The sequence below is a fragment of the Kribbella sp. CWNU-51 genome (assembly GCF_054073265.1).
In genome coordinates this window covers 209,064-222,707 of the sequence record NZ_JBSXMZ010000009.1, presented here as the reverse complement: position 1 = coordinate 222,707, position 13,644 = coordinate 209,064, and the positions used below count along the sequence as shown (strand labels likewise).

9 protein-coding genes are annotated in these 13,644 nt (G+C 68.2%); 4 read left to right on the top strand and 5 right to left on the bottom strand.

Annotated features, from left to right (window positions below):
* The first annotated feature begins 38 nt into the window (after positions 1-38).
* The 4 genes from ACXC9Q_RS14905 (at position 39) to ACXC9Q_RS14890 (ending at position 7,109) form a co-directional block, all read left to right on the top strand.
* Complete coding sequence (locus ACXC9Q_RS14905; protein ID WP_457057097.1) at positions 39-770, top strand: ZIP family metal transporter; 732 nt, start codon at positions 39-41, stop codon at positions 768-770.
* 452 nt (positions 771-1,222) lie between these two features.
* Positions 1,223-1,828 carry a sulfatase-like hydrolase/transferase gene (locus tag ACXC9Q_RS14900; RefSeq protein ID WP_457057096.1) on the top strand — a complete coding sequence of 202 codons (606 nt, stop codon included), beginning with the start codon at positions 1,223-1,225 and terminating at the stop codon, positions 1,826-1,828.
* Positions 1,829-3,288: 1,460 nt separating this feature from the next.
* Positions 3,289-4,542: a DUF2254 family protein gene (locus ACXC9Q_RS14895; RefSeq protein WP_457057095.1), complete on the top strand. Its 1,254-nt coding sequence runs from the start codon at positions 3,289-3,291 to the stop codon at positions 4,540-4,542.
* A gap of 194 nt (positions 4,543-4,736) precedes the next feature.
* Positions 4,737-7,109 carry an arylsulfatase gene (locus tag ACXC9Q_RS14890; protein ID WP_457057094.1) on the top strand — a complete coding sequence of 791 codons (2,373 nt, stop codon included), beginning with the start codon at positions 4,737-4,739 and terminating at the stop codon, positions 7,107-7,109.
* Positions 7,110-8,090: 981 nt separating this feature from the next.
* Here the strand turns inward: ACXC9Q_RS14890 and ACXC9Q_RS14885 are convergent.
* The 5 genes from ACXC9Q_RS14885 to ACXC9Q_RS14865 all read right to left on the bottom strand — a co-directional run bounded on the left by ACXC9Q_RS14885 (position 8,091) and on the right by ACXC9Q_RS14865 (position 13,588).
* Positions 8,091-8,495, bottom strand: coding sequence for a DUF1003 domain-containing protein (locus ACXC9Q_RS14885; RefSeq protein WP_457057093.1), 405 nt, complete (start codon positions 8,493-8,495; stop codon positions 8,091-8,093).
* 245 nt (positions 8,496-8,740) lie between these two features.
* Entirely contained in the window at positions 8,741-8,923 is a 183-nt protein-coding gene (locus tag ACXC9Q_RS14880; protein ID WP_457057092.1) for a DUF7455 domain-containing protein, read from the bottom strand.
* 187 nt (positions 8,924-9,110) lie between these two features.
* Positions 9,111-11,861 (bottom strand): helix-turn-helix transcriptional regulator, encoded by a 2,751-nt coding sequence (locus ACXC9Q_RS14875; protein ID WP_457057091.1) that lies wholly within the window; start codon positions 11,859-11,861, stop codon positions 9,111-9,113.
* A gap of 261 nt (positions 11,862-12,122) precedes the next feature.
* Complete coding sequence (locus ACXC9Q_RS14870; protein ID WP_457057090.1) at positions 12,123-12,881, bottom strand: ABC transporter permease; 759 nt, start codon at positions 12,879-12,881, stop codon at positions 12,123-12,125.
* Positions 12,878-13,588 carry an ABC transporter ATP-binding protein gene (locus tag ACXC9Q_RS14865; RefSeq protein ID WP_457057089.1) on the bottom strand — a complete coding sequence of 237 codons (711 nt, stop codon included), beginning with the start codon at positions 13,586-13,588 and terminating at the stop codon, positions 12,878-12,880. Before ACXC9Q_RS14865 ends, ACXC9Q_RS14870 begins: the two co-directional genes overlap by 4 nt.
* Positions 13,589-13,644: the final 56 nt, after the last annotated feature.

Below are 13,644 nucleotides of genomic sequence, written 5' to 3'. Positions count from 1 at the left end.
CCCTCCGGGGCTTTCCAGGTAGTGGAGAAGAGGATGAGATGGGTGCAGCGTTCGGATGGGGAACGTTGGCGGCGTCCTCGCTGGTGATCGGCTCGCTGATCGCGATCTGGTTGAACCTGAGCCTCCGCGTGATCGGGTTGATCATGGGCTTCGGCGCGGGCGTACTGATCAGCGCGGTCGCGTTCGACCTGATCGAGGAGGCAGCCAGCAAGACGTCCGGTCACGGTGCGGTCGCGTTGGGACTCTTCGTCGGTTGTGGGGTCTTCTACGGCGGCGACTTGCTGATCGCGCGTCTCGGCGGCGGCGATCGCAAGGATGCCACCGGAGATCAGAAGGACGGCTCCGCCCTGGCCATCGTGCTGGGCAGCGTGCTGGACGGTATCCCGGAGTCGATGGTGATCGGTCTGACGATCTACGAAGGGGGCGCGGTGGGGGCCGCGTACCTGGCGGCGGTCTTCATCTCCAACCTGCCCGAGGCGATCTCGTCGACGACGGGCCTGGCCACCAGCGGCTGGAAGCACTCGCGGATCCTCTGGATGTGGATCGGGATCGCTCTTGTCTCGGGGCTCGCCTCCCTGGCCGGGTACGGCCTGTTCCAGAACTCCTCACCCGAGACCGTCGGCTTCGTCCTGGCGTTCGCGGCAGGTGCGATCATCACCATGCTGGCCGACACGATGATGCCCGAGGCGTTCGAGGACGGCGGCAAACTGACCGGCGTCGTCACGACGCTGGGCTTCGCGGTCGCGTACACCATCCACTCGCTGGATTGATCGGTCGCACGACCCCACGCCGTAGGCTCCAGGCGTTTCGTGTCTTGGGTGCCCCCGGCAGGATTCGAACCCGCGACGCACGGTTTAGGAAATCGAAGCATCCCACCTATACGCCCCTCCAGGGGTGTCGAGTCCACTCCAGTCCCGCCAATCTTGACGCCAGTTGACTCGAATTGACACCTCCTCTTTCCCCGAGCGTTCCCACGCTGAACTGGCCAGCGTGGCATGCCGACCGGGGCCGCAATGGACTGAACTGGAGGTGAGGCGATCGGTCTGGTGCCCGTCGTGAGATCACCCCGTCGGGATGATGCCGGGCGACGGCTCACACCTGAGGCTCCGACATGGACCCGACGTCGCCCGACGGGGGCGAGGCCGTGGCACAACGAGGTGAGTGAACGCGATGCCCGAGTACTCGGTAGTGCCCCAGTCGGCGGACTCGCTTCGGCGGTGAGGTGCGAACGGACACGCTGAGCCGGATGTGCGCCGAAGGCATCAGCTACAACCGGTTCCACACGACGGCCATGTGTTCACCTACTCGTGCCTCACTGATGACCGGCAGGAACCATCACCGGGTTGGGTACGGGCAGATTGCCGAGCGGGCCAACGATTGGGATGGCTACTCGGGCCAGATCCCCAAGAGCAGCGCGGCCGCGGCCGAGGTGCTGACCGACTACGGCTACAGCACCGCGGCGTTCGGCAAGCGGCACAACACACCGGCCGAGGAGACCACGGCCGTCGGCCCGTTCGACAACTGGCCGACCGGGGTCGGCTTCGAGTACTTCTACGGCTTCCTGGCGGGAGAGGCGTCGCAGTACGAGCCGAACCTGGTGCGCAACACCACGGTCGTGCTGCCGCCGAAGACGCCCGAGGAGGGCTACCACCTCAGCGAGGACCTGGCCGATGACGCCATGGCATGGCTGCGCCGGCACAAGGCTTTCGAGCCTGACAAGCCCTTCTACATGTACTGGGCGAGCGGTTGCCTGCACGGTCCGCATCACATCATGAAGGACTGGGCCGACAAGTACGCCGGTACCTTGCACGGTTTGACCCTCAATTAGAACAAAGAAGGTGACATGACGCTTGAGGGAGTGAGGAGGGGAGCCTGATGGCACTCCCGGCGCATCCATTTGTGCGCGGCGGAGTGCGCCGGGCCGTCCCAACCTGCGCCACAGGCATCAATAGCGGTACGGGATGCTATCGCCTGCCGCGTAGGCTGTGCCACACGACGAGCATTTTATGAAATGGGAAATCCGTCTATCCGGATTGGAGCATGAAGGGCACAATGCAACCTGACTACCGCACTGGTCGCAAACCCCTGACGGCCCATTTCCCCCTGTGATGGTGACGCTCACCACCTTCCACACCAGTATTCCGCTCAGGACGCTTCGCACCGCATTCCGCAGCACCTGCCCCGTATCATCATTCGTTACGTATTTGGCGCTCTTTCCACACCAGGGGCAGGACTTCCCGGCTGCCTTGCGCGCCACCATCCTCAATTGTTCCTCGTTCATCTCTCCCCCTGGAGCCGCATTCCGAGGTCATGCCGTCCCTCGCAGGAGCCCTCGTCTTGTCAGTCTGGACCCATCCATCGCGAAATACAGGGCCTCGATCATCCGCACCTGTCCGGTTCCTCCCATTCGCCGCAGCTCACAACCGCAGCATGCTTCCCATTGCAGCCGCAACGGCATGTCGCGCTCACGGTTGTAGGCGGCCTGATCGAGGATCGGGCGCGGTCCGATGTTCGGCTCAGCAGGCAACGTCGGCACGGTCGCTCCAGTCTCAACGGTGCGAGCCGAAGACCTGTTTGAACAAGGGTTCGTTGCAGGCCCGCATACCGCGACTCTGTCGGCCTCGGCGGTCATCGAGACGTGGTATTTGGCTTGGCGGCGCCGCGCCGTTGCCCAGCAACACACCACGTGTTGTCGGTCCATGCTTACGTCATGGTCGCTAGAACTTCACTCTCTAGCTGCCGCTCAGGGCAGGCGTCAAATCCGTACATCGTCGGCGTGTCTGTCCTAGTCGGCACGATCGTTGGCGGTCTGCTGGGCTGGCTGAGTCAGGCACGGCTGGCCAGAAAACTGCGTCAAGAGGCGCTCACGCAAGCGCTGCGGAGCGAGCGTAGAGAGCTATACGCACGCTTCCTTCTTCAGGCCGAGCAGGTGAAGCAACTCATCGGGTGCTATACGGAGCTCCCTTCTGCCTGCGGAAACGTTGCCCGGCACCGAGGGCGATCCCTGCGCGGCACCGAGGGTTACCGACGCCTACCGGCAGCTCCCAATAGAGCCACTAGGGGCGCTTCATCCTGGCGGGGTGAGGCCGTCGGCGTCCCTCCGCATTAGGTTCGGCTCCACCGGCTCCGGAGGTGAGTTGTGGGCTCGGTTCGCGATGTGGTGATGGCTAGGCCGCCGGCCAATGCGGCGGCCGCCGTAGCGGCCCGAGTGCGCGCTCCGAGGTCCAACCACGGTGAATCCGTGAGATGAACCGCTCGGCCGATGCCCCCTACGCGCCCCCACGATTGATGCGTGCCCACCGTAGGCTGCGCGCCAGCCTGGTGGTGGTGTGCGCGCTCGCCGGACTCGGGCTGGGAGTGGGACTGTCCCGGGTGCGTGACGGCCCCACGGTCGAGGCCGGTCCGCTGGCCCAGATGCTGTTCACGGTGGGGCTCGGGGTGGTCGGCGTCGTCACCATCGTCTTCTCGCTCCTGTTCGGTGTTGTGCAGTGGTCGGCCAGCAACTATTCGCCCCGGCTGACCCTGTTCCGTGACGATCCCCTGGTGTGGCTGACCTTCGCGTTCACCAACGGGGTGTTCGTCTTCTGCTTCAGCGCGGGGCTGGCACGCGGGGACGCCGGCCGGGTCTCGCTGCTGGTGCCGATCACCGCGGTCCTCGCAGTGCTCGCCGTCTTAGCGTTGATCCGCGCGTTGCAGACCCGCGCCTTCCGGACCCTGCAGCTTGCCCAGGTGCTGGCGGTGCTGACCGCCCGCGGTCGCGCTGTGATCGAGGACGTGTACCCGCTCCATTCCTCGGCCGCCGCCGAGCTCCCTCCCGCGCCGGCGGCCCAGCCGGCCCCGCGCCGCACCGTCACTTGGGCCGGCCCCCAGGGGGTGGTCCAACAGCTCGACCTGCGACGGCTGGTGGACGCGGCTACCCACTCCGACGCGCTGGTCGTGTTCCGGGTCGGTGTCGGCGACACCCTGCACGAGGCGTCCCCGCTCGCCGATATCCACCGGGGCGACCTGCCGGACCAGGTGGTGCGCGCCGCGGTCATCCGGGACACGGAGCGGTCCTTCGACCAAGACACGCTGCTGGCACTGCGCCTGCTGGCCGACATCGGGCTTCGGGCGCTGTCCCCGCCGGACGACCCGGCCACCGCGGTCGACACTATCGACGCGACCGAAGGCCTGCTCCGCGCGCTTGCGGTCCGCGAGCTCCGGCTGGCCGACGTCGTCGACCACGCTGGCGTGTCCCGGGTCCGACTGGTGGCGCCGACCTGGGAGGACTACCTGCGCACAGCGGTTGAGAACCTGCTGCCCGCCGCGGCGCCGGTCCCGATGGTGCTTGAGCGCATGCAACAACTACTCGACGACCTCCTCGAGCTGTCCCCGGCGCCGCGGCACGCCGCGCTCATCCGGCTCAGAGAGCAGGTCCAGGCCCGGCTCGCCCAGTGCCGGCCCGTTCCGACGCAGGACCCGTTGCCCGATCCGCCACGGCCCCGGGAACCCGACCGTGCCCGCGCGGGCGGGGCCGACCGAGTCGTTCCAGACCAGCCGTAGGCGCTGCCCGTGGTCCGGGATGTCGCTGCGCCGCGGTCGGTGACGTCGAGAATCGGGACGTTGGGGAGTCGGCGTGGACGCATTTCATCCGGGCTGGGTGAGGTGTCACATCCGTTGCAGGGTAGAGGGTGCAAGGAGTGGAAGCGGCAGTACTCGCGGCAGCTGGGGTTCCATCCGTCTGATGGGAGTGGCCGATGAGTGAGCAACGCGAGCCGATCCAGCGTGAGGTGCTGCCGATCCCAGACCGACCGCCGGTCGGTCTGACGACGTTCGATGCGAACGACCCGGACACCTCGTTCCCGTCGATCACGCCGCTGCGGCCACCGGAGGGTGCGCCGAATGTGCTGGTGGTGCTACTCGATGACACGGGCTTCGGGGCTTCGAGCACCTTCGGGGGGCCCGTGGCCACGCCGACGTTCGAGCGGCTGGCGCAGGCGGGACTGCGGTACAGGCGGTTCCACACGACGGCGCTGTGCTCCCCGACCCGGGCTGCGTTGCTGTCGGGCCGGAACCATCACACGGTGGGGATGGGGGGCGTCACCGAGATCGCCACCGCGGCGCCCGGGTACAGCTCCCTTCGCCCGAACACCTGTGCGCCCCTGGCGGAGGTCCTGAAGCTGAACGGGTACGCCACGGCACAGTTCGGCAAATGCCACGAGGTGCCGGTGTGGGAGACCAGCCCGATGGGTCCGTTCGACAACTGGCCCACCGGGGGTGGCGGGTTCGAGCATTTCTACGGCTTCCTCGGAGGCGAGACGAACCAGTACGCCCCGGCGCTCTACCGCGACACAGTGCCGGTCGAACCTGACCGGACTCCGGAGGAGGGCTATCACCTGACTGAGGACATGACCGATCATGCGATCGACTGGGTGCGGCAGCAGAAGGCGCTGATGCCAGACAAGCCGTTCTTCGTCTACTTCGCACTCGGTGCCACGCACGCGCCGCACCACGTCCCCACGGAATGGTCGGACAAGTACCGCGGGAAGTTCGACCAGGGGTGGGACGTGCTGCGCGAGGAGACGATCGCTCGGCAGAAGGAGGTCGGGGCCGTGCCGCAGGACGCGGTCCTCACTGCCCGTCCGGACGAGATTCCGGCGTGGGATGACATGCCCGCCGGGCTCAAGCCCGTGCTGGCGCGGCAGATGGAGGTCTTCGCGGGGTTCCTCGAGCACGCCGACCACCACGTCGGGCGGCTGATCGACGTGCTGGCTGAGATGGAGGTCCTCGATGACACGCTGGTCTACGTGATCGTCGGCGACAACGGCGCCTCGGGTGAGGGGACCCTCAACGGGACGTTCAACGAGATGATCTCCCTCAATGGTGCGGCGGCGCTGGAGACGACGGAGTTCATGGCCGCCCGGATCGACAAGTTCGGCACCCCCGAGGCTTACAACCACTACGCGGTGGGCTGGGCGCATGCCATGGACACGCCGTACCAGTGGACCAAGCAGGTTGCCTCGCACTGGGGCGGCACCCGCAACGGGACCATCGTGCACTGGCCGGGTGGCATCGAGGCCCGGGGCGAGGTCCGGGACCAGTTCCACCACGTCATCGACGTGGCGCCGACCATCCTGGAGGTAGCCGGGCTGCCCGTGCCGCTGGCGGTCAACGGGGTGCAGCAGCGCCCCCTGGAGGGGGTGAGCATGGCCTACAGCTTCGGGGACGCCGCAGCCGCGGAGCGGCACGAGACGCAGTACTTCGAGATCTTCTGCAACCGCGGCATCTACCACCGCGGCTGGACGGCGGTCACCCGGCACTCGACCCCGTGGGAGTCGGGCGCCAAGTTGCCCTCGTTCGACGACGACACGTGGGAGCTCTACGCCCCGGAGGACTGGACGCAGGCACACAACGTCGCAGCCGAGCAGCCCGCACAGCTGCACCGGCTGCAGGAACTGTTCATCCTCGAGGCGAGCAAGTACAACGTGTTCCCGCTCGACGACCGGCGATTCGAACGGCTCAACTCCGACCTGGCGGGCCGGCCGACCCTGGTCCACGGCAACACCCAGTTGCTGTTCGGCGGCATGGGGCGTCTCACCGAGAACACCGTGGTGAACATCAAGAACAAGTCGCACGCGGTCACCGCTCAGATCGAGGTGCCCGGTGATGGTTGCCAGGGCGTCATCGTCGCCCAGGGCGGCACGTTCGGTGGCTGGAGTCTCTACGTCAAGAACGGCAAGCCCGCTTACTGCTACAACCTTTTCGGGCTGCAGCGCTTCAAGATCTACGGCGACACCGACATCGGCAAAGGCGAGCACCAGGTGCGCATGGAGCTCAAGTACGACGGCGGCGGCCTCGGAAAGGGCGGCACAGTCGGCCTGTTCCTCGACGGCGAACCGGTCGGTCAGGGCACGGTCGACGCGACAGAGCCGATGGCATTCTCCGCCGATGAGACCACCGACGTCGGGGCCGATGGCTCCACACCGGTCAGCGACGACTACGACACCACAAACAGTGCCTTCACCGGCAAAGTGCTCTGGGTCCAGATCGACCTCGGCGACGCCGCCGACGACAACGACCACCTCATCACCGCCGAGGAGCGGTACCGCGTGGCAATGACACACCAGTGACCCGGTCCGCGTGCGCCTGGAGCGCTCTCCCACCGCGCTACGGGGAACGCCCGCACATCGGCTGATCCGTGCATTCACATCTGCTGAACGCACTGGCCCGACGAGCGTACGGGTCGCAGATCAGTTGGCAGAGATCTGTACCGGATCTGTTGTCGGATCACACCGCTTATGCGGCTCCCGCGAGCTCGGCATATCTGCCTCTCGTCCGAGAGGACCCGCATCCGACCTGCAAGTTTGCGTGGTGCCCCCGGCAGTGTTGCCCCCGGCAGGATTCGAACCTGCGACGCACGGTTTAGGAAACCGACGCACCCCACCGACATACGCCCCTCCAGGCGCAGACAGCCATCACCAGTTCGGCCGATCTTGACTCCAGTTGCTTCGGACCGACGCGTCTTTGTTCCCACGCTGTTCCCATGCTGAACTGCTGAGCGTGACATACCCGCCCGGACCCGCGGCCGAATGAACTGATCCCGGAGGGGACCCGTAACCAGCTGCGAGCCGGCGTTAGACCCTGGGGGTAGCCGGGCGGGCAGCCTGGCGGCGGGCCCGGGGGATCGACATGATCCAGGCCAGGTTTCCGGGGGGCCGCGTGGACTGGTGAGCGATCACCGTTGCACTGCCCGCTGACGTCGTGTCCTTCGAGGGCAAGCCGGTCCTGCGGGTCGTGGACGAGCCGACTTCGTCGTCGCAGCCCCGCTGAGTTTCTTTCCCTCCTGGCTTCCGATCCTGGGCCGACGTGACCCGCCACCCAACCGTCCGCACTAGGTGCCACCCGGCCAGCGAACAACTGCCTCGGTCATTGACTTCCTCGGACTGCTGCAATGCGGCACCGGCTCGCACGTGCGGCGCTGGCGTCCCGCGCAAGCTCGACCCCAGGTCGACCTCGAAGATCGCGGGCTCGGGGTTGTCATGGGTCTTCACCACAGTTGGCTGTATCTGCCGTGCAGTTGCGACAGGCCGGCGACCCACCAGCCCCCGCCGTCACGGCTTGGATTCCTCGATCAGGCGCTGGTGCAATTCCTTGGTGAGGACGTGGATTTGCCGGGTGATCTCGGTGTTTGTCTTCAGCTCGAGCTCCTGCGCGTTGAAGTCGTGGTCGGCCTTGGCCTGCTGGAAGCTCGCCTGGCGGTTCTGTCCGATCATGACGAAGGTCGACAGGAAGATGGCCTCGAGGGACACGACAAGGGTCAGCATGGGCCAGGGCTTGGACTCGAGGAAGATCATCCAGACCGCGAATACGACGATGTGGACGTACACGAATGGCATCGAGCCGGCGTACGCCGTGATCGTGTCGGCGATCCGTACCTGGATGTCTGCGGCCCGCTGCTCTTGTTGTGCGACGACAGCAGGGTGGTGCGGTTTGGTATTCGTCGGGGTGGCGTTCATCTGACCTCCAAGTGATCGAGCGGGCCAACACCGGCCTCCCACTCCTCTGGAGACCGCTGCTCATCGTTGTCTGGCCCAGAGTTCCGCATCAGTCGAGCGGGCGGAGTTGGTCGGCGTCCGAGGCGGAGACGCGGCGCGGTAGCCGTCCTTGACGGAGTACTGGCCTCGGCGCACCAGCCTGAAGCGCACGCTGCGCGAGGTGACAGCGTGGCCCGGCGGGACCGGGCATTCGGGCTCGGTGTCGGCTAGGTTGCCTGAGGGGCGAACGCATGCTCGCTGGCGGGCCATATGGTCCAGCCTCGCGCGTTCAGCGCCGGCCATAGCCGGCTGCCGCAGTGTCGGCACAGGTAAAGCTCCCCGGCGCGCTCGGTCTCGGCGCGGACCGCCGCGCTGACTGCTGGTCCGCACCGGTCACAGGTCTCGTTCATGCATTCACGGTCGCGCCGATCGGCGCGCGTCGTCCCCGGGGCAGCCCCGGGGCGACTCCCCGGGTTGTGCGTGCCCGGGGACGGGGACAGGGGCGGAGCCGCGGGTGCGCTTGTTCCTAGCGGCTCGCCGGCGCTGAGGCGAGTTGACCGATGCTCGAGAGGTCACCAGGGGATCGCGACGGCGGCGTCAGCGGAGGTTTTTGCGTGAGGTGATGCCCAACTTGGCGAAGACGTTGCCCAGATGCCACTCGACGGTGCGGGGGCTGATGAACAACTGACTGCCGATCTCTGTGTTGGTGCGTCCGTCCCGGGCCAGCTTGGCGATCTGGGCCTCCTGGGCCGTGAGATCGGTGAGCGTTTCCACCGTCCGTTTGCGCACGGTCTCCCCGGTGGCCAACAGCTCTCGCCGGGCGCGATCCGCGAAACCGTCCATCCCCATATCGGCAAGCATGTCGTGGGCGACATGAAGCTGCTCGCGCGCGTCGAGACGGCGACCTTCGCGCCGGAGCCACTCGCCGTAGACGAGATGCGCCCGCGCCAGCTCCACACGCATGCGGGTACGGCCGAGCCGCTCGATCGCCTCGAGGTACAGGCGATCGGCGGTCTCGCCCTCGCTCACCAGTGCCCGTGACCGCGCTTCGACCCCGAGCGCCCAATCGGTGCCGCTGGCACTGGTGGACTCCGACAGCCGCTGTACGGCGTTAATGGCGCGCTCGGGCAACCCGCAGCGTGCGGCCGCCTCGACCAGCTCGACCAGGCCCCAGTTCACTGACGGGCTGACGTTAGCGAGGTATGCGCTGGCGGTTTCGGCTGCCTGCATCGCGTTCTGGTAGTGACTAAGACCGTTGTGGAGCAGCGCGGTCGCCCAGTCGATGAGGCCGATCCCGATACCCTCGCCACGTTGGACGACTTCGTCCTTGGTGGCGGTGGCCAGTATGAAGATCTCGGCTTCGCGGCCCCGCAGCGCGGCAAGGGCCAGGGAACCGTAGGGCGCGAGGCGGCTTCCCGTTGCCTCCGTCACGACCTGCACCTCCTCGATCAGGGAGGCCGCGGAGGCCAGCTCACCGGCGAAAAGGAGCGCGCCGACGCGTTGGCTCAGGGCGAGGGGAAGCTCGCTGAGAGCACCGGCGTCGCGGGTGAGACGTACGTACCGGGCGGACAGCGTGTCCCACCTGGCGTCGTCCCACAGGTGTATGGCCGCGGTACAGGCCAGCCACAGCCAGCGAAGTTCCCCCTCCGCGGACGTCTCCCGGTCGAAGGCGCGGAGCGCGCGCCGGAGAAGGGGCGATCCTGCCGCGTATCCTTCGCTGCAGTTCGCGGCCAGGCCGTCCAGGAGAAGATCGGGCGCGCGGGGCGGGTGCGGCAGCCGGGGCGCCGCGCGCGCTGCCGCGGCCACCTCCTGCGGCCCTCCGCCCGGACTGGCCAGCCGCCCCGCGAACAAGGCGGCGTTCAGCGCGTCCAGGTAGGTCTCGCGGGCCAGACCGGCATCAATGGGCTCAAGTCGTTTGGCGGCCCTCAGCAGTAGTGACGGGGCATCGTTGCCCCGGTTTGCTGCGAAGGCGAGCTGAGCCCGGAGGAGATCGACGCGAGCACGCTGGAGTTCGTCGAGCGGTGCGGCCTCGGCCATACCCAGCAGCTGCCCCGCCGCCTCGAACGCGCCTGCCTGGACCTTCGCCTGAGCCGCGGCCAGCGCACGTTCGCCCCGCTGCGCCAGGTCCGGGGTCAGCACCGCGGCGCGCTCGAGGAATGCGGCCGCCGCCGCCAGTCCACCGCGCGCCTGCGCCCGACCGGCCGAGCCCTGCAGCTCGGCCGCCACCGCCTCGTCCGGCCCCACCGCGGCGTGGGCGCGATGCCAGGCCCGCCGGTCCGGATCAGCCTCAGCATCGGTGGCCTCGGCCAGTGCCCGGTGGGCCTCCCGCCGGTCACCGCCCGAGGCCGCCTGGTAGACCGCGGAGCGAACCAAGGGGTGGCCGAAGTGGACCCGGGCGCCGAGCTCCAGCAGCCCAGCAGCCTCGGCCGCCGACGCGGCGTCGGCCGGGATCCCCTGCAGCTCGGCCGCTCGCCACAACAAGGTCATCGAGCCGGTCGGATCGGCCGCGGCGGTCAGCAAGAACCGCTGCGTCTCGCCCGGCAGCGACTCGAACTGCCGGTGAAAGCTGCTTTCGATCCGGCTGGCCAGGGGCCGCGAGTCGGGAAGCCAGAACCCGCCGGCCAGCTGGGCCGGTCCCAGCCCGCGGGGCAGCTGCAGCAAGGCGAGCGGGTTGCCGCTGGTCTCGGCGAGGATCCGGTCCCGCACCTCGGCGTCCAGCCGCCCGCTGATCGCCGTGGCCAGCAGGGTGCCCGCGTCAGCGCTACCGAGCCCGGTGACGGTCAGTCCGGGCAGGCCGGCCAGCTCAGGGTCGCCACCGGGCTCGCGCACCGCGAAGATGAAGGCGATCGGCTCAGCCAGCAACCGCCGCGCCGCGAACGCCAGACACTGGACCGAGGCCCGGTCGAGCCACTGCGCGTCATCCACCACGCAGGCCAGCGGCTGGGCCTCCGCCGACACGGCCAGCAGGCTCAACACGGCCAGGCCGACCAGGAAACGATCCGGTGCCTGCCCTTCCCGCATCCCGAACGCGACCGCCAGCGCGTCCCGCTGCGGCCCCGGCAGCTGTTCCAGTCGGCCGAGCATCGGCACACACAACTGGTGCAGCCCGGCGAATGCGAGCTCCATCTCCGACTCCACACCCCACGCCCGGACCACACGCAGGTCCGATGCCGACGCCCGGTTGACCGCATAGTCCAGCAGGACCGTCTTGCCGATCCCGGGCTCGCCGCGCACGACCAGCACGGCGCTGTCGCCCGCCCGCGCCCGGTCGAACACCCGATCCACCGCCGCGCGCTCGACCCGCCGGTCCAGCAGCCCCCGCCCGCGATCACCGCTAGATACGCCCATAATCGATGCCCTGCCGCTCGTGGCAAGTCTCGCCGATATGGGCAGCGTAGGCCACCGAGGACCCGGCGGTCGTGACGGCCGACGTCGGCCGCGTGGGAACTTCATCGAACGGAACGGGAAGCGCACTCAGCCGCGATCCGTGCGTTCCAGTCCGAACGATGGGTGCCCCGGCGCCCACGCGTCACGTCGTGCGCGTCACGTCGGATTCGAACCTGCGACGAACGGAGTAGAAGGGGCCATACCGCGTCAGCACCTCCCAACTCAGCCGACATCTCGTCGCTTCGTCAGGAGCAGCGCCGGTGCGGCGATGGCGGCGACGTATGCCGCGACGAGCAGCCCACCCGTGGCGGCGGCGACGGTTCCGTCCACGACTGGGACACCTGCCTGGATGAGCGCTCTTGAAGCGGCCGCCGGAAGGTACTTCGCCAGCTCGGGCTCGCGCAGCGCACCAGGGAGCAGACCCTCGATCACGAACCACCACGCGACTGCCGCGATGATCGCGAGGGCCTCGCTGCGCACGAGCGCACCCAGCCCGGCTCCCGCCAAGGCGAACAGACCGGCTGCGATCGTGACCCCGAGCGCGGTGACCGCGGCGTCTGCGGTCAGCAGGTCGACGGGCAGGTCCTTGGCGAGCACCACGATCGCCGTCGCGACGTACGACGCGATGAGCGTGACACCGGCGAAGACGGTCCCGACGACCGCGGCAGCGGCGTACTTGCCGGCGAGGAAGTGACCACGACGCGGGGTGACGAGCAGCGATGCGGTGATGGTGTGATGCCGGTACTCACCGGCCGACGACAGCACGCCGAGCACGAAGACGATGCCCGCGACGAGGAGGCCGGGTACGGAGAGCACCCCGCGAAGGTCGTCGCGGCCGAGCGGTGCGGAACCGTGGCTGCCTGCCACGATGGCGATCGCCGTGGTGAGGCTTGCGGACAGGACGATCGCGATGGCCAGCATCACCCAGGTCAGGCGCAGCCCGAGATGCTTGATCAGCTCGGCCCGGAGCAGTGCGGTCATGATGGTTCCTCAGTGGTGAGCTCGAGGAAACGACGCTCGAGGCTGGTGGTCGCGTTGGTCAGTTCGGCCAGTGGTGCATGCTCGACGAGCCGGCCGCGGTTAATGATCAGGACGTCGTCGACGGTGTTGGTCAGCTCGGCCAGCAGGTGACTGGACACGAGCACCGTGCCGCCGCCGGCGGCGTAGGTGCGGATGAAGCCGCGCAGCCAGTGCACGCCTTGCGGGTCCAGCCCGTTGGTCGGCTCGTCGAGAACCAGTACGTCAGGCTCGCCGAGCAGCGCAGCCGCGAGCGCCAGCCGCTGCCGCATACCGAGCGAGTAGCCGCCGACGCGTCGCCCGGCGGCGCGTCCCAGCTCGACCGTGTCGAGTACGGCGTCCAGCCTGGCGGTGTCCAGGCCGGCGGCGGTCGCGTAGACCCGCAGGGCGTTCCGGCCGGTGCGTGCCGGGTGGAACACGCCTGTGTCGAGGACCGCGCCGACGCGACGGGTCGGTGTCGACAGGTCACGGTAGGCGACCCCGTCGATGGTGGCGGTGCCGGAGGTGGGACGGGCCAGTCCGAGCAGGATGCGAAGGGTGGTCGTCTTGCCAGCGCCGTTGGGTCCGAGGAAGCCGGTGACCCGGCCACTTCGGATGTCGGCGGTGAGATCGTCGACGGCGATCACGTCGCCGTATTTCTTGGTGAGGCCCCTGAGGGCAATTTCGGTCATGGCCATGAAGTTACGGATCGTCAGCTTGCGCGTCGTCGGCCTCGGATCCGAACCTG